The organism is Niabella pedocola (assembly GCF_021044425.1).
Taxonomy (GTDB): Bacteria; Bacteroidota; Bacteroidia; order Chitinophagales; family Chitinophagaceae; genus Niabella; species Niabella pedocola.
In genome coordinates this window covers 197,390-217,789 of the sequence record NZ_JAJNEC010000008.1, presented here as the reverse complement: position 1 = coordinate 217,789, position 20,400 = coordinate 197,390, and the positions used below count along the sequence as shown (strand labels likewise).

Annotated in this window: 21 protein-coding genes; 9 read left to right on the top strand and 12 right to left on the bottom strand. The window is 47.9% G+C overall.

Features of this window, described 5'->3' with window-relative positions; all coding sequences use genetic code 11:
* Positions 1–104: 104 nt before the first annotated feature.
* From cobA to LQ567_RS25370, 3 genes are all read left to right on the top strand, one after another.
* Complete coding sequence (gene cobA, locus LQ567_RS25380) at positions 105–875, top strand: uroporphyrinogen-III C-methyltransferase (protein ID WP_231008730.1); 771 nt, start codon at positions 105–107, stop codon at positions 873–875.
* 102 nt (positions 876–977) lie between these two features.
* Positions 978–1,280 carry a SelT/SelW/SelH family protein gene (locus LQ567_RS25375; RefSeq protein ID WP_231008729.1) on the top strand — a complete coding sequence of 101 codons (303 nt, stop codon included), beginning with the start codon at positions 978–980 and terminating at the stop codon, positions 1,278–1,280.
* 67 nt (positions 1,281–1,347) lie between these two features.
* Entirely contained in the window at positions 1,348–2,052 is a 705-nt protein-coding gene (locus LQ567_RS25370; RefSeq protein ID WP_231008728.1) for a Crp/Fnr family transcriptional regulator, read from the top strand.
* A gap of 8 nt (positions 2,053–2,060) precedes the next feature.
* On the opposite strand, the gene LQ567_RS25365 is transcribed toward LQ567_RS25370, so the two are convergent.
* From LQ567_RS25365 to LQ567_RS25335, 7 genes are all read right to left on the bottom strand, one after another.
* Positions 2,061–2,564 (bottom strand): PH domain-containing protein, encoded by a 504-nt coding sequence (locus LQ567_RS25365; protein WP_231008727.1) that lies wholly within the window; start codon positions 2,562–2,564, stop codon positions 2,061–2,063.
* Between the two features lie 24 nt (positions 2,565–2,588).
* A complete protein-coding gene (locus LQ567_RS25360) occupies positions 2,589–3,953 on the bottom strand; it encodes an alpha/beta hydrolase family protein (protein WP_231008726.1) in 1,365 nt (454 codons plus the stop codon).
* Positions 3,954–3,963: 10 nt separating this feature from the next.
* Entirely contained in the window at positions 3,964–4,563 is a 600-nt protein-coding gene (locus LQ567_RS25355; protein WP_231008725.1) for a YIP1 family protein, read from the bottom strand.
* Positions 4,556–4,828 carry a DUF2089 family protein gene (locus LQ567_RS25350; protein WP_231008724.1) on the bottom strand — a complete coding sequence of 91 codons (273 nt, stop codon included), beginning with the start codon at positions 4,826–4,828 and terminating at the stop codon, positions 4,556–4,558. Before LQ567_RS25350 ends, LQ567_RS25355 begins: the two co-directional genes overlap by 8 nt.
* Positions 4,829–4,964: 136 nt before the next feature.
* A complete protein-coding gene (locus LQ567_RS25345; RefSeq protein ID WP_231008723.1) occupies positions 4,965–5,744 on the bottom strand; it encodes an MBL fold metallo-hydrolase in 780 nt (259 codons plus the stop codon).
* A 51-nt stretch (positions 5,745–5,795) separates the two neighbouring features.
* Complete coding sequence (locus LQ567_RS25340) at positions 5,796–6,155, bottom strand: four helix bundle protein (RefSeq protein ID WP_231008722.1); 360 nt, start codon at positions 6,153–6,155, stop codon at positions 5,796–5,798.
* Between the two features lie 94 nt (positions 6,156–6,249).
* Positions 6,250–6,543, bottom strand: coding sequence for a hypothetical protein (locus LQ567_RS25335; RefSeq protein ID WP_231008721.1), 294 nt, complete (start codon positions 6,541–6,543; stop codon positions 6,250–6,252).
* A gap of 126 nt (positions 6,544–6,669) precedes the next feature.
* On the opposite strand from LQ567_RS25335, the gene LQ567_RS25330 reads away from it, so the two are divergent.
* The 6 genes from LQ567_RS25330 (at position 6,670) to gyrB (ending at position 14,252) form a co-directional block, all read left to right on the top strand.
* Positions 6,670–7,893: an HD domain-containing protein gene (locus LQ567_RS25330; protein ID WP_231008720.1), complete on the top strand. Its 1,224-nt coding sequence runs from the start codon at positions 6,670–6,672 to the stop codon at positions 7,891–7,893.
* Positions 7,894–7,910: 17 nt separating this feature from the next.
* Positions 7,911–8,951: a UDP-3-O-(3-hydroxymyristoyl)glucosamine N-acyltransferase gene (lpxD, locus tag LQ567_RS25325; protein WP_231008719.1), complete on the top strand. Its 1,041-nt coding sequence runs from the start codon at positions 7,911–7,913 to the stop codon at positions 8,949–8,951.
* Between the two features lie 92 nt (positions 8,952–9,043).
* Positions 9,044–10,447, top strand: a complete 1,404-nt coding sequence (locus tag LQ567_RS25320) for a bifunctional UDP-3-O-[3-hydroxymyristoyl] N-acetylglucosamine deacetylase/3-hydroxyacyl-ACP dehydratase (RefSeq protein WP_231008718.1) — start codon at positions 9,044–9,046, stop codon at positions 10,445–10,447.
* A 686-nt stretch (positions 10,448–11,133) separates the two neighbouring features.
* Positions 11,134–11,544, top strand: a complete 411-nt coding sequence (locus LQ567_RS25315) for a DoxX family protein (protein ID WP_231008717.1) — start codon at positions 11,134–11,136, stop codon at positions 11,542–11,544.
* A gap of 44 nt (positions 11,545–11,588) precedes the next feature.
* Positions 11,589–12,002 (top strand): SRPBCC family protein, encoded by a 414-nt coding sequence (locus LQ567_RS25310; protein ID WP_231008716.1) that lies wholly within the window; start codon positions 11,589–11,591, stop codon positions 12,000–12,002.
* Positions 12,003–12,272: 270 nt separating this feature from the next.
* Positions 12,273–14,252 (top strand): DNA topoisomerase (ATP-hydrolyzing) subunit B, encoded by a 1,980-nt coding sequence (gyrB, locus tag LQ567_RS25305; protein ID WP_231008715.1) that lies wholly within the window; start codon positions 12,273–12,275, stop codon positions 14,250–14,252.
* 131 nt (positions 14,253–14,383) lie between these two features.
* Here gyrB and LQ567_RS25300 read toward each other — a convergent pair whose 3' ends face one another.
* The 5 genes from LQ567_RS25300 to LQ567_RS25280 form a co-directional block, all read right to left on the bottom strand.
* A complete protein-coding gene (locus tag LQ567_RS25300; protein WP_231008714.1) occupies positions 14,384–16,999 on the bottom strand; it encodes a carboxypeptidase-like regulatory domain-containing protein in 2,616 nt (871 codons plus the stop codon).
* 13 nt (positions 17,000–17,012) lie between these two features.
* Positions 17,013–17,954 (bottom strand): GLPGLI family protein, encoded by a 942-nt coding sequence (locus LQ567_RS25295; RefSeq protein ID WP_262909713.1) that lies wholly within the window; start codon positions 17,952–17,954, stop codon positions 17,013–17,015.
* 133 nt (positions 17,955–18,087) lie between these two features.
* Positions 18,088–18,582, bottom strand: a complete 495-nt coding sequence (locus LQ567_RS25290) for a hypothetical protein (RefSeq protein ID WP_231008712.1) — start codon at positions 18,580–18,582, stop codon at positions 18,088–18,090.
* A 93-nt stretch (positions 18,583–18,675) separates the two neighbouring features.
* Positions 18,676–19,164 (bottom strand): LIC11966 family surface protein, encoded by a 489-nt coding sequence (locus LQ567_RS25285; protein ID WP_231008711.1) that lies wholly within the window; start codon positions 19,162–19,164, stop codon positions 18,676–18,678.
* Between the two features lie 40 nt (positions 19,165–19,204).
* Positions 19,205–20,359, bottom strand: coding sequence for a tetratricopeptide repeat protein (locus LQ567_RS25280; RefSeq protein ID WP_231008710.1), 1,155 nt, complete (start codon positions 20,357–20,359; stop codon positions 19,205–19,207).
* Positions 20,360–20,400 lie beyond the last annotated feature (41 nt).

Below are 20,400 nucleotides of genomic sequence, written 5' to 3'. Positions count from 1 at the left end.
ACAATTCAAACTTACTGAAAATATATTTTAAATAATGAATTAATTTAAAAAATATTATTTTTATGTCAAAATATATTATATAGAATTTATTTTAATATAAAAGCATGGCAAAACTAATTCTTGTAGGAGCAGGACCCGGTGACCCGGAGCTGATTACCCTGAAAGCGATCCGGTCGCTTGAGAACGCCGATGTAATATTATATGATGCATTGGCAAGTGAGGAGCTGCTGGTATATACCCAACATACCGCCATTCGGCAATTTGTCGGCAAGCGTTTTGGGTGTCATGCGTTGAGTCAGCAGGAGATCAATCATCTTATTGTTGCATACGGACAACAATATAATACGATTTTACGGCTAAAGGGCGGAGACCCGTTTGTGTTTGGCCGGGCGCAGGAGGAGATCGACGCCGCCCGTGCAGCTGGAATGGAGGTGGAGGTGGTGCCGGGTATTTCCAGTGCATTGGCAGTACCGGCATCAGCAATGATACCGCTTACCAGCCGCGGCATCAATGAGAGCTTTTGGGTAGTTACCGGTACTACACAAACCGGAGAACTGTCCAACGATCTTTACCTGGCAGCCCGATCTTCTGCTACGGTGGTCATTCTGATGGCGATGAGCAGGCTGGAGGCGATAGCAGATCTTTTTATAGCGGCGGGTAAGGGCGAAACGGCTGCGGCCATTATTCAAAACGGTACCAGGGCCGACGCCAGAATGGTTACGGGCAGCGTAAAGGATATCGCCTTTCGTGCACAGCATGAGGGATTGGGTAACCCGGCAGTGATTATTATAGGAGCCGTGGTACAGCTGAACCGGGATCAGGTAAAGCGGATGGCCGCCGGTAATATAACCGGTACGCCCGTTACAGTTTTTTAGGGCCGGCTATCCGCCTGGCAAACCTGCTGGGTTAGCGTCTATATTCCTGAGTTGCAAAACAAAGGCTGTTGCCGGGGCAAACATTTTATTTAACTTTATTGCATGAAACCCGAAGTGATTATTGAGTATTGTCCAAAATGCAAATGGCTGCTGCGTGCAGCATATATTGCACAGGAACTCCTCACCACCTTTGAAGAAGAACTGAAAGGAGTGAGCCTGCGGCCGAGTGCCGTTAGCGGGCGCTTCCAGATCGTTTTGAACGGGGAATGTATGTTCGACCGGAAACGGTATGGCGGGTTTCCGGAAATAAAAGAACTGAAACAACTGGTGCGGGACCGGGTATGCCCGGATAAAAACCTGGGGCACAGCGACCGCAAAACGCATCCGGAACCCGATCAGGGTTGATTGCTGCAAGCATTAAAACGGCTGTATCATTCATAATGTGTGAACGTAGTTACATGAAATACTTTCAATGAAAAAAGAGAACGGAACCACTGCGGTTAGGGAACAGTTTTTATACCGCATGTGCATGCCGGAATGGTGGCCTGCGCTGGATGCACATTGTCACATCATAAAGTATAAAAAGGGCGCCGTCATTTTTGAGGCAGGGGCACCGGTAAAGGGTATTTATTTTGTTGTAGAAGGATTGCTTAAAGTGCACAAGCCCTGGGAGCAGGGTAAGGAGCTGATCATCCGTTTTGCCGGCCCCGATGATATTCTCGGGCACCGGGGCCTTTCCACCCATGCTGCAGTGTACCCGGTAAGTGCCACGGCGCTTGCTCCCTGTATATTGTGTTTTGCCGATATGTCCTTTTTCAGGAAAACCCTGATGGTGAATCCGCAGCTGCTGTATGCATTTATGCTGTTTTTTGCAGATGAACTACAGTTGTCGGAGCAACGCATGCAGGAACTGGTGCATTTTCCGGTAAGGAGGCGGGTGGCAAAAGCGATCCTGCAAATACAGCGAAAGATCGGGGGCGCAACAGCAGCCGGCCCGGTGGTGGTAATCAGCCGCCAGGATCTGTCGGCGTATATCGGTGCTACCTATGAAACAGTGTATAAAATGTTACAGGAGTTTTCGGAACAGGGATGGATCCGTACGGCGGGTAAGGAACTTTTTTTAACGGATGTACCGGCACTGGAAAAGGTGGCGGAAGGAAATGACAGCCGGTACTGAAACGGCGCTCAGTACCGGTTTCGAGTCTGCTCATATGCTTTTATAAAAGCATCCACATCATCCGGACTTAATAACAGCTTTTTATTGTTAACCGTAGTAATAAGAACGATGCGGTCCTTCCGGGTCAAATACCATTTCATAGTGCCCAGCTGCTTATTGCCAAACGTACCATAATAGCCAAACATTCCTCCGCTGCCAAAGATGCGCCAGGACCAGCGCAACAGCTTTGGATCAATGATTGCAGCCGATGCTATTGAAGTCAGCAGGATCTTTTTATTGCCAAAAGGACGGAAGATGATGAGTTCCTCATTATTCAGCTGGTACTTTGTTACAGAAAATCCATAGGGCAGGATCACCGATATAAAACTTACAACAGCCATAAACACGAGCGGAAGCCCGGTGCCGGCTGCTTTCAGCGAAATCCACATAGATGCCAGCACAACGAGCATCAGTATCCCAACAAGCGCGGTGATTATTTTGGTTGTTTTATCGTATGAGGCACTGAAGTCCATTGTTCCTGTTTTTGATGTAACAATTTAATGGTTTATTCCGGTATTTTTCAGGATCCAGTTCGTCATCAGCTCCAGCACCTCCGGTGCGATGGTTTGTTCAATCTGCACATATTCGGTAACCGCACCCGTGGTGGCCCGCTGAAACAAATGATTCAACCCGTCCAGCGCTTTTACTTCAACGGATGTATTACCGGCTTTTTTAAGACCGGCTTTCCATCCTGCCAGGTTTTCGCCGGCATCAACCTGCACGTCCAAACTGCCGTTGATGGCCAGAACCGGGATCTTTAATTGCCGGATATAGTCTTGCGGGTTGAACCGTATAAAATAAGTGAACCAGGGCATGCTGATGGTTTGCGCCATTGCCCTGTCCATATCCGGAACCTGCGGAAACTGCTGCAGTAAGGTGTCCGCCAGGTCGGTTCCCAGGCTATCGCCCGTATATGCTTTTGCAAACGCATAGGCTTTCCGGGCTACCTGCACATGGGTGTTAAGATCGGCTTCGGGAGTGTTTTGGGTGTTGGATGTTGCTTTCAGCTGCCGGATCATTAATGAATCGATGGCAATGCCCGGGCCGGCCATCGAAACAATAAAGGTTACTTTTTTATTTGCCGCAGCGGTGATGGGGGCAATCATGCCGCCTTCGCTATGGCCCACCAACCCGATCCGCTGATACCCTCTGGCTGCAAGATAATCAACGGCGCTGCTGATATCGGTTGCAAAGTCGGCGGAAGTGGCTCCGTCCTTTCCTTTGTCGGATCCGCCCACTCCACGGTCGTCCAATCGCAGGGTGCCGATACCATGCCGTGCGAAATAGTCGGCAATGACCAGGAACGGCTTGTGGCCAAATAGTTCTTCGTTCCGGTCCTGTGGGCCACTGCCGGTGATAAGTACTACAACCGGGTAATCTTTTTTGTTTTCCGGTGTTGTGAGGGTTCCGGCCAGCCGGTTGCCCTGTTGTTCGTTTTTGAAGTACAGGTCTTCGCTATGATAAGCAAATGGCGGTTTGGGCTCCTGCGGGCGGTTGTAGAAGGGCTGGTTCCCATTGGGGTTCTTTTTTAAAACCAGTGGAAATTGCTGTCCTGCCTGTGTAAAGGTTCCGGCAATGCTGTCGCCCTGCAGGTTACCGGTATACTGTATATGCAAGGATTGGAGTTCGAACTGCAACGTACCGTTGGCAAAACTGGTGCGGGTAACCGTAAGGCCCTTTACACTTTGGGCCGGACTATCCATTTTGGACCGGAGGCTGTCGGCCGATTGCTCTATATGGATGACCAATGGTAAGGTAACTCCATTCGTGAGGTTCAGGTTGCCCAGCCAGCTTCCCGCAACGGATTGGGCGGATAGCGCCGCTGAACCAAGACAGATCAAAAAGCTGAGCAGGTACTTCATAAAAGCATGTTTAAAGTTTTAGCAGCTGGGGATAAAACAGCAGGCGGTAAATGAGCTCTGCTACAATCAGCGCAGCAGCAAAGCCCAGGTAATGGATGGCCTTCCGGGCATGTACGGCAGTTCTGAATCCGTTTACCAGTAATACAATAGCGTATACAAGAAAGGCCATCATGAGTAATCCTACCGCGGTTGAGATCCACAACGCGGAACCGGATAATGTTTCAAGGCGGTTATTTTTAACAGCCTGCAGGATCTGATCCATAACGGATTTGATAAACGGAAGCTGCAAAATCAGGATACCGAAAGTTAAAGGAATCCGGTGGATCAACGTGGCATTCAACACATCGATGATCCTTGTTCTGGGATTGATGGTCTTACCCAGGGCCGATAAGAGCCCGCATAGGAGTAAGGTGCATACTACCGCCTCAGATACTGCGCCTGTCAGGGACAGCCCGGCTTTTGGCGATACATGATATACACCATCGTTGGTTTGCCCGGCCCACCAGAACAGTAATACCGAAAGCAGCAGGCTGATGACTCCGGCAATTGCCAGATCCTTTTCCGCATAACGCTCAAAAGGGTTAAAGACCGTTTTCCAGTTTTTAGTCATTGGAGGTCATTTTTTTTATTTTCTCAATCATATCATCCATTTTATTGCGCATGGTGGGGTAGCTGATCCCGGCTTGCTTCGACATTTCTTTAATACTGCCGCTGGCAAGGAAAAATTCCATAATAAAATCCTGCTCATCCCGGCTCAGTTTCAGGTAAAGCGGCAACTCATAATTGCCATTGACCTGGGTATTGCAGGCATCGCATTTGAGCTGGCTTACCTTTAGCGGGTTTTCGCAACTGGGGCAATAAATTGGAAGTTTCATTTAATAAAGTTAAAATTTATTTTAATAAAATTGAATTAATTTTTTATAAAATGAATAAATATGGCTGCTCAGGCCTTGAATTCATGGATAGCCTGCTCAAGCCGTCCGGCCTGCGGGGATACGTAAAAGGAGAAATTTACAGGATAATGCTCAGGTTATCGAATGCCAGGTTCCGGCCCGGCGGCAGCGAGGCTTCAATATCCTGGTGCAATCCCATCTGGTGGGAGATATGGGTAAAATACACCTGGGGAATTTCCAGTTCATCTGCCAACGCAATGGCTTCTTTTAATGTAAAATGCGAGATATGCGGCTCATGGCGCAAGGCATTCAGCACCAATACTTCGGATCCGCTTATTTTATCTTTGCTGGCTTTATCGATGCGGTTAGCGTCGGTGATATAGGTAAACCTGCCAAAGCGGAAGCCCAGTACCGGCATGCGCATATGCCATACGGGGATGGGATCTACCCGGAGATCGCCGGTGGTAAAAGGGATGTGCTCGTTAATATAGTTCAGGTTGATCGATGGAACGCCAACCATGCGGTGTTCGCTGAATGCGTAATCGAATTCCATTTTCACACGGTCGATGGTGGCTTCGGTGGCAAACACTTCCATCGGTTTTTGTTGAAAAAAGTTGTAAGCCCGTACTTCGTCCAAACCGGCAATATGATCTTTATGGGAGTGGGTCAGCAGCACGGCATCCAGCTGTTTTACCGATTGGCGCAACATCTGGCAACGGAAGTCGGGGCCGGTATCCACTACCAGGGTGGTTTCGGGCGATTGCACAAGAATGCTTGAGCGCAACCGTTGGTCTTTTGGGTCGGCTGATCTGCAAACCACACAATCACAGGCAATCATCGGCACCCCGGAACTGGTTCCGGTACCAAGGAAGGTGATATGGATGGGTGGGTAAGACATGGTAGGTGCTGAATGCTAAGCGCTGAACGCTTAATGCATAACGTTTGTGCTTTATTGCTTGCGGATGGCTTTTATTAAGTTAATTAATTTGGCTTTTACTTCGTTGATGATCAATCCAAGGCGTTGATGTTTTTCGTTACCGATATATTCCAGGTCATGCGCCAATAAGCCTGTATACTCCAATTCCTGCAGCGATCCGAATGAGTTATCCAGAAAATGCGCGAAGTCTTTGTCGGTATTGCGGCCACAACCTTCTACAAAATTCAGCGGAATAGAATATGCGGCCCGTTTCATCTGTGACATCAAGGCGCGTTGTTCGGTGGCCGGAAAACAAATAAGTATTTCACGGTATACAAATAATACAAGGTTGTGGGCTTTTTCCCAAACATCATAATTCCTGTAATTTCTCATAATTGCGTATTTTAAGGTTAACAATTCAGAAATAGCCTTCAGCCTTCAGCGTTAAGCGTTAAGCATTAAGCATTAAGCGTTAGGCGTTCAGCCTTTAGTCTTCAGCCGCTTCTTCCTCGTCCGATGCCGCGTTCTCCACTACTTCCGCATATAATTTTTTGGCGCTTTCATCCAGTAATGCCGGATCAATATCCAGCTGCGGAATGATCTCAAGAAGTGCATTGATCCGGCCTTCCGTCTGCAAAAATTTATTGAGCACCACTACTTTCTTGTTGTCCAGGATGCAGTACCCGCTTTGAAAGGTACCCCGTTCGTAGCGCAGCACATAGCCGCATTGTTCCGGGATCGTCTCCAGTTTATTCAGGGAATTTTGTGTGTACTTGATCATATCTGCTTATGAATAACAACAAAGATAACCTTTCTGAAATCTTAAATCTCAAATTCCCCGGCCGCAATTCCCCATTTGAGAACGCTAAACCTGAAACCTTTTCCTAACTTTGGCGCAACTTAAAAAATGGCAAACGTTCGCAAAATTATCAACGACCCGGTTTATGGGTTTATTACGATTGATCACCCGCTGCTACTGGCCATCATTTCCCATCCTTATTATCAGCGTTTACGAAGTATTCACCAGATGGCTTTTGCCCACCTGGTGTATCCCGGCGCCGTGCACACCCGGCTGCTGCATTCCCTTGGCGCCTATCACCTCATGTGTACCGCACTTCAGGAGCTGAAGGGAAAAGGCGTAATCATTACAGAAGAAGAGGAGTTGGGTGCAAAAATTGCCATATTACTGCATGATATCGGGCACGGCCCTTTTTCCCATGCCCTGGAGCATGAACTGATACCGGGCGTGCACCACGAAAAGCTTTCTTTGGCCATTATGCAGGAGCTCAACCAGCAATTTAACAATCAGTTAGAAACGGCATTGGCTATTTTTACCAATCAGCATCCCAAAAAGTTCCTGCACCAGCTCGTATCCGGTCAGCTGGATGTAGACCGGATGGACTACCTGAACCGCGATAGTTTTTTTACCGGCGTGGCCGAGGGCGTTATCGGGTATGACCGCATTCTTAAAATGCTGGCCGTACACCAGGACAATCTGGTGGTGGAGGAAAAAGCGATTTATTCCATCGAAAAATTCCTGCTGAGCAGGCGGCTGATGTACTGGCAGGTATACCTGCACAAAACAGTGGTGGCCGCAGAAAAAATGCTGGTTATGATCATCCGCCGGGCAAAAGAGCTGATTGCACAGGGCGTGCGCGTAACAGCGGCCACGGATGCACTGGAATATTTTTTATTGCATGGCGCTGCTAAAACAGAAGACCGCAGCCGGTTATTAATGGATTTTTGCAGTATGGACGACAACGATATGGCGGCTACGATCAAGAACTGGTGCCGGCATGAAGACCGGGTGCTGTCGTACCTTTGCCAGGCCCTGGTGGAGCGGCGGATCATGAAGATCCGGTTGCAGGCCCATCCTTTCGACGAAGCGTACCTGTTGCAAACCCGTAGTGAGATGGCCGCAGCAATGGGGATCAGCGAAAAAGAAGCGGCTTACTTCGTTTTTTGGGGTGAGGCCAGCAATAGCCTGTACAACCCCAAGAACGAAACCATTACCATCCTTTATAAGGACGGGCAGTTAAAGGATATTTCGGAAGTAGACCATGCATTGATTAATGTAAAAACCACCATCCCTGTTAAAAAATATTACATTTGTTCCTTTAGGAGTCATTAAAATTATTTATTTGCAATATGACATTTACTGCATCGCAGATTGCTGCAATGATCAACGGCCGTATTGAAGGCAACGCCGAAGCTGCTGTTGGAAACTTTGGAAAAATAGAAGAAGCTACAGAAGGCCAGCTGAGTTTTCTGGCCAATCCCAAATATGAAGAGTACCTGTATGAAACCGGGGCCAGTGTGATAATTGTAAATGAAGCACTTGAATTAAAGAAACCGGTAACGGCCACCCTTATCCGTGTAAAAGATGCGTATTCTGCTTTTGCCACACTGCTGGGTAAATACCAGGAAATCATGCAGCAGCAATTAAAGGGGATCCAGGAACCATCTTATATTTCAAAAACCGCCCGGTATGGAGCCGATGTCTTTATAGGCGCTTTCGCGTACCTCGGTGAAAATGTAAAAATAGGCGACTATACAAAGATTCATCCCAATGCATACATCGGAAATAATGTTTCCATCGGGGATCATACCGTTATTCATGCCGGGGTAAAAGTGTTGCATAGTTCTGTGATCGGTAACCATGTAACCGTACATGCCGGAACGGTGATCGGCAGTGACGGCTTCGGGTTTGCGCCCCAGGCAGACGGTACGTTTGCCAAAGTACCGCAGATCGGAAATGTGGTGATCGAGGATCATGTGGAAATCGGGGCCAATGCGACCATCGACCGGGCCACCATCGGTTCTACCATTATCCGCTCCGGTGCCAAGCTGGATAACCTGATACAGATCGCACATAATGTGGAGATCGGTAACAGCACCGTAGTAGCGGCGCAGGCAGGTATCAGCGGCAGCACCAAGGTAGGGAAAGGGGTTATGATCGGCGGCCAGGTAGGTATTGTAGGGCACCTGCATATTGGCGATGGAGCGAAAATAAACGCACAAAGCGGCGTAAGCAAAAACATTGAACCCGGCAAGGCGGTAACCGGATCGCCTGCCTATGATTATACCTCTGCACTGAGGAGCCAGGCGCTGAACCGGAAACTTCCGGATCTTGAAAAACGGATGAAAGAACTGGAAGAAGAACTGGGCCGGTTAAGAAAAGAAGGATAGCCGCCCCGGCAACGCCCTTTTAAGGGATTACAACCGTTCATTCATGCGGCCCATTGATTTTATAAATATATTTGCGCCCACAAATCAGATACATGGATAATCATTTCAACCCAGACAAACAACATACACTGAAACAATCTGTTAGCATCAGCGGAACCGGCTTGCATACCGGCGTGCTGGCAGACCTTACCCTGAAGCCTGCGAACGCCGGCTTTGGTATTCAGTTTCAAAGGGTTGACTTGCCGAATAAACCCATTATCAAGGCTGACTGTGACCTTGTAACAGATACCAGCCGGGGTACCACCCTGGAATCGAACGGCGCAAAAGTTAGTACGGTGGAGCATCTGCTGGCCGCACTGGTAGGTATGGGGGTAGACAATGTGCTCATCGAAATCAACGGTCCTGAAATCCCGATCAAGGATGGCAGTGCCATGCCCTTTATTGAGATCATTGAAGATGCGGGGATCGAGGAGCAGGACGCCACCAAATTGTGGTATTCGATTGATGAAAATTTATACCTTACGGATGAGGATAAACGCGTGGAAATGGTGATTATGCCGGCACGCGAATACCAGATCACCACCCTGATCGATTTTAATTCGCCGGTACTGGGTACCCAGCATGCAGAATTAAAGACCATGCGCAATTTTAAGGAGAAGATCTCCACTTCCCGTACGTTCTGCTTTTTGCACGAGCTGGAAATGCTGCTTCAGCACAACCTGATCAAAGGTGGTGATGTAAACAACGCCATCGTGGTGGTAGATAAGCCCATCGGCGAAGAGGAATTGAACCGCCTGAAAAAAATATTCAACAAGGACGACATTGAAGTGAAAAGCGAAGGTTATCTCAATAACCTGGAACTGCGCTTTCCCAATGAGCCAGCGCGTCATAAGCTGCTGGATATCGTGGGCGATCTGGCACTGATCGGCTACCCGGTAAAGGGCAGGGTGATCGCCAACCGGCCGGGCCACAGTTCCAACGTGGAGTTTGCCCGTTTGATCAAAAAACATATCAAGGCCAATAAGCACCTGAAGGGCGTACCGCATTACGATGCCAATACCCCCCCGGTGTATGACCTGCAGTATATAGAAAAAACACTGCCGCACCGTTTCCCCTTTTTGCTGGTGGATAAGATCATCGAGCTGACCGATGAGCGGATTGTAGGCGTAAAGAATGTAACCTTTAACGAATGGTACTTCCAGGGGCATTTTCCCCAGAACCCGGTAATGCCCGGCGTATTACAAATTGAAGCGCTGGCACAATGCGGAGGCATCCTGGCCATCAATCTTGCCGGGGAAGGCCAGTACGATACTTATTTCCTCAAAATAGACAACTGCAAATTCAAGCAGATGGTGCGCCCGGGTGATACCATGATCCTGAAAATGGAACTTACGGCTCCCATCCGCCGGGGTATCTGCGAAATGCGCGGTACCGTATACGTAGGCGGTAAGGTAGCTACAGAAGCCGACCTGGTGGCACAGATCGTAAAACGGTAGAGGCCTGCGGTGTTTCAGGTTTTATGTTGAATCCGGTTTGTACTCAGCGATCTGACTGCCCTTCATTCGTTCAGTCGCTATGATTTCTGCAGCTAAATTTTATATTTATTGTTTTAAATTTCCTGCAGGACTTCTGTAAACGTAAAATATCGAATGCTGATTCTTTAAGCGGATTTTGTAATTGCCGCAGATACGCTGATTACGCCCGCGGCGCCTTCACTGAGATATCTCTGAGTGTTATTACAATCGGTGCCAGATCTGAGGCTTAAGGGCACGACATTGAAATATTTTGAATAACCAGGTAGCATGTAGCGGCAGTGGTGTTCCTTTGGGCCAACCCCTAACTATAACTATATCTTTCTGCATTGATGTATTACATTGAGGGCATCAAATTCCCAGGGAGATGATTGAAGTTGCCCGGTTTTCTCGAAGGGATCCTTCACGCTCGATGAACCATTACCTGGGACTTTCACGTTTCAAGACATCAAAAAATAATGCCGATTGTGGGAGACCCATGAACTGCCAGCGAATCGTAATTTTCACATTTCCACATCTTCAAATTTTCAAATCCCTTGCCGCAAACTGCCTTTTCAATTGTCGTTTTTACACAGCAGATCCGTTCAAATACGATAGTATGTTTGCATTGTGATTGCAACAGATCTTAAAACAATTAAAAACGATAAAAAATGAAAAAGACAAAAATTCTTTACTGGACATTTACCGGGCTCATCGTATTAATGGATGGAGTTATGCCGGCACTAACCTCACATACGGAACTGGCCAAGCAAGGCATCAGCCACCTGGGGTATCCTGATTATTTCCGCGTATTGCTGACCGTGTTTAAAGTTACAGGCGCACTGCTGCTGGCCCTGCCTTTTTTCAAGGGACGCATCAAAGAATGGGCCTATGCCGGTTTTACCTTTAATTTTATCAGTGCAGCGGTTTCTCATACCGTAGTAGACGGCTTTGGCGGACAAACCCTATTCCCATTGGTTGCCCTGTTGATCCTGGCGGCTTCTTATCATTATTATCACAAACTGCGCCGGCAGGAAACAAAGCGTAGTCCGAACGCTTCTTTGCAATACAGTTTGGGATAATCTGAATAAAACCGATCTTTAAAAAAAATCAAAAACTACAAATAATGGCTACAAAAATTACAGTCGCAACAACCATCAATGCACCGGTAGAAAAAGTATGGGCATACTGGACGGAGCCCGAGCATATTAAAAAATGGAACAGTGCTTCTGAAGACTGGCATACGCCTCATGCAGAAAATGACCTGCGCACCGGAGGCCGGTTCTCCTCACGGATGGAAGCCCGGGACGGCAGCATGGGGTTTGACTTTGGCGGCGTATACGACGAAGTAAAAACGCATGAACAGATTGATTATACCATGGGTGACGATCGCAAGGTAAATATTGTTTTCTCCGGCGAAGGAAACCATACGGCTGTTACGGAAACTTTTGATGCGGAAAATACGAACCCCGTTGATATGCAGCAGGCCGGATGGCAGGCGATCCTGGATAACTTTAAACGCTATACCGAAGCGAACTGATTCGATCAGTGCTGCAATTTTTAACCACATGTTGCAGCGGCCGGACCTCTTTTGAGGCCCGGCCGCTGCCGTTTAAGGCATACATATGGTGCCCGATTCCTGCTCTTATTTTGAATTTGTATATAATGTGCTGATATTCAGGTGTAAATATTGGTTTCCGTGAGCTTCACGGTTATCCACATTTGGGGTAAATTATACCCAAAAAACGGGTATTTTTTCGTAAATTTGTAGACTACTCAATTGAACACGCATTAAAAATTTTCATATTGTATGAGTGAAGAATTAAAGGATGTCGAAGCGGCTTCTCCCCCCGCGTACGGAGCAGATAGTATCCAGGTTTTAGAGGGGTTGGAAGCGGTTCGGAAACGTCCGGCCATGTATATCGGAGATATCGGTGTAAAAGGATTGCACCACCTGGTTTATGAGGTGGTAGACAACTCCATTGATGAGGCACTGGCGGGATACTGTAAAAATATTATTGTAACCATCCATGAAGACAATTCCATTTCTGTGGAAGACGACGGCCGGGGTATTCCTACGGGCATTAATCAAAAACAGGGAGTAAGCGCTTTACAGGTGGCCATGACCATCCTGCATGCGGGTGGTAAATTTGATAAAAATACCTATAAAGTATCCGGTGGTTTGCACGGGGTGGGGGTTAGCTGCGTAAACGCATTAAGTACCCATATGCATACCATCGTACACCGGGAGGGAAAGATCTTTGAGCAGGAGTATCATATCGGTGTGCCGGATTACCCGGTACGGGAGATCGGTACTACGGACCGGCATGGTACCATTCAGCATTTTTGGCCCGATAGTTCCATTTTTACCAGCACCGAATACAAACGCGAAATACTGGAAGGGCGTTTGCGTGAGCTGTCCTACCTGAACAAGGGCATTTCCATTACACTTACGGATAAACGTGAAAAAGACGACAACGGGGATGATGTAAAGAAAGTGTTTTACAGCGAAGGTGGGATTGTTGAGTTTGTAGAGATGCTGGATAAAAGTGCCGGCCGTACCTCATTGCTGCCCAATATCCTGTATGTGGAAGGGTTTGATGCCAATTCCAGTGTAACGGTTGAAGTGGCGCTTACCTACAACGATACCTACAACGAACATATTTACTCCTATGTAAATAATATCAACACCATTGAAGGCGGTACGCATGTATCCGGCTTCCGCCGGGCCCTTACCCGCGTGTTTAATGTCTATGGTGAGAAGAGCGGCTTGTACGAGAAAGCAAAAGTGAAGGTAGAGGGAGATGATTTCCGTGAAGGACTGAGTGCCATTATTTCGGTGAAAGTACCGGAGCCGCAATTTGAAGGACAAACAAAAACAAAGCTGGGCAACTCGGAAGTAATGGGGGTAGTAGATACCACCGTGGCCCGGGTACTGGATGCATTCCTGGAAGAAAATCCGAAGGACGCCAAGAACATCATTAATAAAGTGATCCTGGCGGCACAGGCGCGGGCGGCGGCCAGGAAAGCAAGAGAGCTGGTACAGCGGAAATCGGTACTGAGCGGTGGCGGTTTGCCGGGTAAACTGGCGGATTGCTCAGACAGGGATGCCGAACGCTGCGAACTGTACCTGGTGGAGGGAGATTCAGCGGGTGGTACCGCCAAACAGGGCCGCGACCGGAGCTTCCAGGCCATATTGCCGTTAAGGGGTAAGATCCTGAACGTGGAAAAAGCCATGGAGCATAAGATCTATGAGAACGAGGAGATCCGGAATATTTATACAGCACTGGGTGTAACGGTGGGTACACCGGACGATCCAAAGGCGCTGAACCTTGCAAAACTCCGGTATCACAAACTGATCATCATGACGGATGCCGATGTGGACGGAAGCCACATTGCTACGCTTATTCTCACCTTTGTATACCGGTATATGAAAGAGCTGGTGGAGCAGGGATATGTATACCTGGCACAACCGCCGTTGTACCTGGTGAAGAAAGGAAAAGAATCGGCCTACGCCTACAATGAAGACCAGCGGAAAGCATTGGTAGAACGCCTGGGTGCCGGTCGCGAAGATTCGGTAAATATCCAGCGATATAAAGGTTTGGGTGAGATGAACGCTGAGCAGCTTTGGGAAACAACCATGGATCCGGATCGCAGAACGCTGAAACAGGTAACCATTGAAAGTGCTGCGGAAGCAGACCGTGTCTTTAGCATGCTGATGGGCGATGAAGTGGCGCCGCGCCGGGAGTTTATTGAAAGCAATGCTAAATATGCAAAACTGGATATTTAGTTATTTAAATAAAATAATGGAAGCGGCGGTCGGGAGACCGCCGCTTTTTTTATGTTCCTTTATTGATGGGGTAAATGGCAGGGCTGCCTATCAGTGCGGAAAAATGGTTTCCCAGATACAGGGCGCCGCTGTTAAAAATCAAAAGCCATCCATAAGCGAAGCATGCGTGGCCGGAGCATATAAGAAGCGGTACTGGTCATATTATCGCTGAGACGGATGGTTTCAAAAGAAGCAGTACCGGCAATATTGGTACAGCTTAAACGGAGCAGCAGTTTGGTTTTGTCAAAGTTGTATTGAGCGTAGGCATCCATAAACAAACTGGAGGTAACGGGATTGCCCTTTTGAGCAAAATGATAATACTGGTTACTGAAATTAAGGCTCCAACCTTTTAACGGATAAACGGTAACCCCGGACTGTTGTTTCCACTGTTGCAGGTGCTGCACCCGGAAAGCTGCCTGCGCCGACCGGGAATTGAATTGGAGATAAGTGGAGGAGATATCCAGCTTGAGCCATTTTAAAACCGTAGGGGTAACCGAAATTCCCGCACTTTTTGTAACGGAACGGGTATCGAACAGCTGCTCATTCTGTAATTGTTGCGACGAGGAGGTATTCAGGCCGCCGCTCAGGACAATGGTGGTGTTCAGCGGAAAAATATATTTGCCCACTCGCATCGATGTGCCCGCGGTTTTACTGTTATTAAGGATGGGCAATGCCTGTACCACCGTCAGGTTATCCCGTATCAGCGTGCTGTACATAAAAAAGTTTTTTGTTGCGGCATACTGTACGTCGAAATCTGCGAACAGCACCTGTATCACTTTTTTATAGCTGAAGCCGGCGCGTATGCTATGGTTGCGGCTCATCAGGAATGGAGTTTCATAAGAGGCCACATTACGGTAGCTGGAAATGATCGCTCCTCCATATACCTGTTCAATGCCGGCAGTTCTGTAATCTAAGCGGTAATCAAGAAACAGGCTGTGCTCCCTGCCAACCCGGTATTCCCAGTTAACGGAAGGCTCATTGGTAAAACGGGTGCCCCTGTCTTTATTAATGGCCAGTGAATCGTTAGCGTACCGGTAATACTGCCATTTGACAGGCGCGCTGAGGGTGAGCCGGGTCCTGTTTCCATTATAGGTAAGCGAAGCACCGGAAAACAACTCGCTTTTTTTCCAGTGAAGCGCATTGCCAAAACCTTTTGGAATGGTATACGAACGGTCTGGTTGTAATAGTTCAACGTGTGAATCCAGGAACTGTTGCTGCAGGTTAAGGCCGGCATTAAAACCCATCGTCCAGTTTGCTAAAACCTTGCGGTAACCGAAGGTGGTTCCGTTGCTGAAAGACTGCTGACGCTGGTATTGATGGGTTTGCAGATAAGGAAGCCGGTCATTGAGCAGGTCCTGGAGCGCACCCGGTTCAAATATGGTTTGCTGCGGGTTTTCGGCATAATGGAACACATTACTGTAGTTCAGCAGGTGCTTTTTTCCAAAGATCAGGTACCCGTTTACGGCGTTATTAAAATCGGTGCTGGTATACTGGTTGGTTGCTGCAATGCTGTTTTGCGCCGCGGTAGTGGTATGGCCCGTATTCCGGTTATGATTCAGGGAACTGACAACGTTAACGTATGTTTTGGGACTGTTTACATTGTAATTCAATCCCAGGGACAGCGCCTCGGTTTGCAGCTGGTTATGATTTTGCTCGGTATATGCAACGCTGTCTGCACCTGGCAGGTAGTAGCGTGTGCGGAAGATATTGTCGGTTTGTTGATCGTCTCTTAAATAAAACCCGTTCAGCCTGATACCGGTATGCGGATTCAGTTTATACAGGTCATTCAGGTTCACCATCTTGCTGTTGTTAAAAAGCGTTCTAGCCGCATCAACGCCTGCCGGGGGCTGCAAGCCCGAAATGCCGGAGGCCCTTGTATAAGTGAGGCCCATATCATTCAGCTTTACTTCGTTGATGGCTTTAAATGCCGGCTTAAATGCCATGTTCTTTCCTTCGACGGCATAAGCCCGGGGCAGGGCGCCGGTAAGTTCGGCATTGTTAATGAATTTGAGCTTGCTCCGGCTTTTAAGAATGATGTTCATCCCTGCGCGGTCGGATGGCACGATACCATTGAGCATTTTAACATCCTGGTTATGTTCAATGACCTGTACCTTTTCTACATCCGCTACGTTGATATTATCCGTTGCGATGGAATACCGGTCATCCAGCAGGTTGTCGCCCTCAATATAAAACTTGTTGATGGCCTTTCCCTTGTATTTGATCACGCCGCTTTCGTCTACCTCCACACCCGGCAGCTTTTTAATGATGTCGCCCAGCCGACGATCCGATTTTTCTGTAAAACGGGCTGCATCATAATTGAGTGTGTCTCCTTTTTGAACAATGGGCGCCTGGCTCCTTACCGTTACATTGGCAAGCAGGCTGGTTGCCGCAACCTGCATCGTGAAGTGAATGTCGGTAGTGTGCGCATCAACCGGTTGCTGGCACTTTAAAAAGCCGACGGCTGTTACCTTTACGGCGAGCGGTTCCTTCAGGTATCCGGGCAAAAGCTGAAACACATAACGGCCCGCTGTATCGGCTGTTGTAAACAGCAGGCCGGCCTGGTCTTTTAACCGGATCAGCGTTACAGTAGCTCCGGGTATGGCATTGCCCAGGGTGTCGCTGATGCGGCCAGACAACCGGGGCGCAACTGTTTGCCCGGCCACAAAGGCCGGCCACCAGCATAACAGCAACAAAAGCATCCTTCTCATTGGGATATACCGGTTAAGAGGGATCTTTTACCAGGTCGATGGGGTTATTCGCTTTGATGCCCGCAGGCTCAGTGCTGCTTTTCCGCACGTTGATACTTTTAATCTTGGAGGGGTCAAAACCGTCTGTAATACCCGCGGTGCGCCCGGTGGTCCGCTTGCCGCGGTTGGCATCGATAAATGCCTGCGGGTTTCGCTTAAAAGCTTCCTCCGCCTGGGCAAACGCTGCAGATGTAGTGGTTTCTGCATCGCCGGGCAGCCCGATCGGCGCCAGCCCCGTATTAAAATCTTCTACACGGTTCAAATGGTACACCACTTCCATTGCATCATCATAGGCTTCCAGGATAAGCCCGGGTAATCCGTGTAACCTCCGGGGGCCAAAGCGGTAGGGCAGATCGGTACAGAACCATGCCGTGTATTGCCGCCCATAACTGCTGCCTCTTGCTTTCTGGCACACAAAGCCCTGGATGGTTTTGGTAGAATCAATGATTTTCCAGTTGATCGATACCTGTGAAGCCGGAATGATAAAAGCAGTGCCGGCCAGTCTTCTGATGGCATAAACCCGGGGCTGCGGATGGCTTTCTGTATAGAATTTGTCGGACGATGCTGCGGCACCCCCGGTAAGGGTAATTTCTACACGATCGGGATCGGGCGCATTTTTGAAAGCGGCGGCAAGCTGCTGCTGCATAAGCGTATCATTTTGTTTGGCGGTATAGCTGGTAAAGTAGCTGCTTGTTTTTGTATAATCCAGCTCCAGTGTCTCTGTATATATATAGTCCCGCCGGCTGGTATCTTTTACATAACGAAAATCATACAGGATTCTTCCGGTAACCGGTTGCGGGTTTTTGACGGCATTTGAGTTGGCAGTGCGCAAGGTTATCTGGGCGGTGGAGGATACCTGGATACCCATAAACAAAAGTATATAAAGGCAGCGGCAAACGAACGTGTTAGAAATCATACTATATTAATTTATCGCAATTATACGAATATATCGTAGATTTACGTAATTGTAATAGCATATTTTTTTCGTTGTTGTTTCCGGAGGATAGGCGATCGGTGTTGAACGATCAGAATGGAGCCTGCGGTATATATTACGGGGTGGTTACCGGAATGCGGTAAAAGCGGGCAAAGGCCAGCTGGCTTTTAAGGATCTGCTGGTTGATCTGCCTTGTGTTCCGGTCCAGTTCAACGGAAATGGTGTCCAATACTTTCACCCGTTCTTCAATGGAAAGGGCCGTGTCGCGGCTCCTGGCCCAAAATTGGGTATCTGTAAGCAGCTTTCGGGAATAGGCAAATTCGTGCAGGATGGCGTTTTTTAATCCGAAATCGTCTTTCGTAAAAGCACAATTGCGTACCGAGTCCTCGGTTTGCAGCAGTAATGCGATCATTTCTTTTTTCAAGTGTTCTTCTTCAGGGGTATTCCGCTTGGCCTTTCGGCGGGCAGTATAGTTTGCGGTTGCACTCATAGCGTTTAACCGGAATTGCTGAAGGCTCGCAAAGTAATGATAGGGATTTTGCTGATCGCGGCTGCAACGGCTGGTGATCAATAAGATCAAAAGAACAGGAAGGACAATGGCAACACGCATTTGTTGATTTTTAAAACAGGAAATACTTAAGGATTGAAAAAATAAAAGGCCGTTCAAAGAATCGAACAGCCTTTTTTTAAAAGAAAGTTGATTTTATAGCTGCCGCAACTGGATCTTATATTTTTTAGCGAACTGTTGTTGCGCGTCGATAAATTTTTTATCAATGTCCTGGCCTTCTTTCTGAATATTGGTCAGGATCTGCTGTAGTTGTTGTGTTGCATCGGCCGGAGGGGTATGGGTAAACCGCAACTCCAGTAATTTTTTAAAATCTTCGTTCAACACTTTTTTAAAGAACCGGAAACCATCCAGCAAAGCGGCTTTCATTCCAAAATCATCCCCCTTGAACTGAACAGCTGTTGCTTTGTTTGTTTCATCATTTACATAGGTTGTAAGATCGGCCAGCGTGCGGTATGCCTGCGCGCTGTCGCTGGTTTGGGTAAGCTGACCAAATTTCTGGGCTTCCTGGGCAACCTCCTGTTGAATCTTCACCAGCTGGTTATTGTATTCAACGGCCTGCTGCTGGTTGCTGCCGCATGAAATGAATACCAGGGTGCTCATCAGGAAAAAAAAGAATTTTCTCATAGTTTAAAATTTAAATAAAGATAACGGCTTTTGGCTTGCGTTAATTTTTTTGAGGGTTTAAAAATTCTTTGATATAACGGGTAATGGTTACTTCGTCATTCGTTTTTGGCGTTGGCCGGTAGCGGAGGAATTTTTTGTAATAGCCGGTTGCCTGCATCCTGTTTTTTAGGTAATTGTCGGATATACGGCCTGCCTGAAACAGGTCAACAGGGTCTTTGAAAATATAATACGAAGTATCGTACAGCGCCATGGCCTGGCTGTAGTTTTTAACCGCAACAGCATTATTGGCTTTGGCCCTTAAGTAGGTGGCGGCCATTTCCTGGATATTATAGTTGATACATTCGGTAAGTAGGGAATCGCTCATGGCATAGTTCTTTTTGATCGCATGTGCCAGTGCTGCGCCATAGGTTGCAGACTCTCCGCCCACACCCTGCAGCAGCAGCCAGTTGTAAATGCTTAATACGCTGTCCGGCTGTTTTAAATTCAGGTAGCTGTAGAGCAGGTGTATATAAGCTGCCGAAAGATTGATGGGGGAGGCATTGCGGGTGCGCAGGCGCTCGCCCCAGGCAATGGCTTCGGTGTAACGGCCGGCACTGAAACAAAGATCTACCTTTTTACCGATCAGGGGAAAATAGCTGCTGTCTGAACGCAGAAAGCGATCCACCAGCTGCTCGGCTTCCTTCTTTTGCCGGGCATTGTCAAGATACGTACAAAGGTCATAAACCACCCTGCCGGCAGTTGGGTTTAACGTATAGCTTTTACGGATATAGGCAATGGCCGAATCGGGTTGCTTGAGTTTTGACCATTCTCCGGCAGCATAATGCCAGTATTTATAATTGCCGGAATCCAGTGCAATCAGATTTTTATAATGATGCAACGCGGAATATTCATCACCGGCACGGTCGTAAAGCATGGCGAGGTAAAGCTGGGGCGGCTGCAGGTTGGGATTCTTTTGATAAAGTTTGAGGAACGCAGCTGTAGCGTCGGCCGCATGGTCGTTCATGTAATGCACATAACCCAGGTCAAACAGGTATTGCTCGTTCTCCGGTGCCGGTGTTACAGTGAGATAGCGCAGGGCCTGTTCATAATCCTGGTTTTTGTAAAAGCTAAGTACTTTCAGCGGATCGTATCCTTCCTGTGCCCCGGCCAGCAGGGGCCCCAGGCTTAGCAGTATGATAATGAGTTTTTTAGACATATTGCAGTATTGAGATGAACGATGTTTTTGTAAATATAACT

Bases quoted from the DNA above. Each gene is read 5' to 3' on its own strand.
- LQ567_RS25335 (WP_231008721.1), bottom strand. From the start codon at position 6,543: ATGATCAAGTACACACAAAATTCCCTGAATAAACTGGAGACGATCCCG.
- LQ567_RS25375 (WP_231008729.1), top strand. From the start codon at position 978: ATGAAACCCGAAGTGATTATTGAGTATTGTCCAAAATGCAAATGGCTG.
- LQ567_RS25290 (WP_231008712.1), bottom strand. From the start codon at position 18,582: ATGCGTGTTGCCATTGTCCTTCCTGTTCTTTTGATCTTATTGATCACC.
- LQ567_RS25280 (WP_231008710.1), bottom strand. From the start codon at position 20,359: ATGTCTAAAAAACTCATTATCATACTGCTAAGCCTGGGGCCCCTGCTG.
- LQ567_RS25365 (WP_231008727.1), bottom strand. From the start codon at position 2,564: ATGGACTTCAGTGCCTCATACGATAAAACAACCAAAATAATCACCGCG.
- LQ567_RS25355 (WP_231008725.1), bottom strand. From the start codon at position 4,563: ATGACTAAAAACTGGAAAACGGTCTTTAACCCTTTTGAGCGTTATGCG.
- LQ567_RS25340 (WP_231008722.1), bottom strand. From the start codon at position 6,155: ATGAGAAATTACAGGAATTATGATGTTTGGGAAAAAGCCCACAACCTT.
- LQ567_RS25370 (WP_231008728.1), top strand. From the start codon at position 1,348: ATGAAAAAAGAGAACGGAACCACTGCGGTTAGGGAACAGTTTTTATAC.
- LQ567_RS25330 (WP_231008720.1), top strand. From the start codon at position 6,670: ATGGCAAACGTTCGCAAAATTATCAACGACCCGGTTTATGGGTTTATT.
- LQ567_RS25300 (WP_231008714.1), bottom strand. From the start codon at position 16,999: ATGAGAAGGATGCTTTTGTTGCTGTTATGCTGGTGGCCGGCCTTTGTG.
- LQ567_RS25295 (WP_262909713.1), bottom strand. From the start codon at position 17,954: ATGATTTCTAACACGTTCGTTTGCCGCTGCCTTTATATACTTTTGTTT.
- LQ567_RS25360 (WP_231008726.1), bottom strand. From the start codon at position 3,953: ATGAAGTACCTGCTCAGCTTTTTGATCTGTCTTGGTTCAGCGGCGCTA.
- gyrB (WP_231008715.1), top strand. From the start codon at position 12,273: ATGAGTGAAGAATTAAAGGATGTCGAAGCGGCTTCTCCCCCCGCGTAC.
- LQ567_RS25350 (WP_231008724.1), bottom strand. From the start codon at position 4,828: ATGAAACTTCCAATTTATTGCCCCAGTTGCGAAAACCCGCTAAAGGTA.
- LQ567_RS25315 (WP_231008717.1), top strand. From the start codon at position 11,134: ATGAAAAAGACAAAAATTCTTTACTGGACATTTACCGGGCTCATCGTA.
- LQ567_RS25320 (WP_231008718.1), top strand. From the start codon at position 9,044: ATGGATAATCATTTCAACCCAGACAAACAACATACACTGAAACAATCT.
- LQ567_RS25285 (WP_231008711.1), bottom strand. From the start codon at position 19,164: ATGAGAAAATTCTTTTTTTTCCTGATGAGCACCCTGGTATTCATTTCA.
- LQ567_RS25345 (WP_231008723.1), bottom strand. From the start codon at position 5,744: ATGTCTTACCCACCCATCCATATCACCTTCCTTGGTACCGGAACCAGT.
- cobA (WP_231008730.1), top strand. From the start codon at position 105: ATGGCAAAACTAATTCTTGTAGGAGCAGGACCCGGTGACCCGGAGCTG.
- lpxD (WP_231008719.1), top strand. From the start codon at position 7,911: ATGACATTTACTGCATCGCAGATTGCTGCAATGATCAACGGCCGTATT.
- LQ567_RS25310 (WP_231008716.1), top strand. From the start codon at position 11,589: ATGGCTACAAAAATTACAGTCGCAACAACCATCAATGCACCGGTAGAA.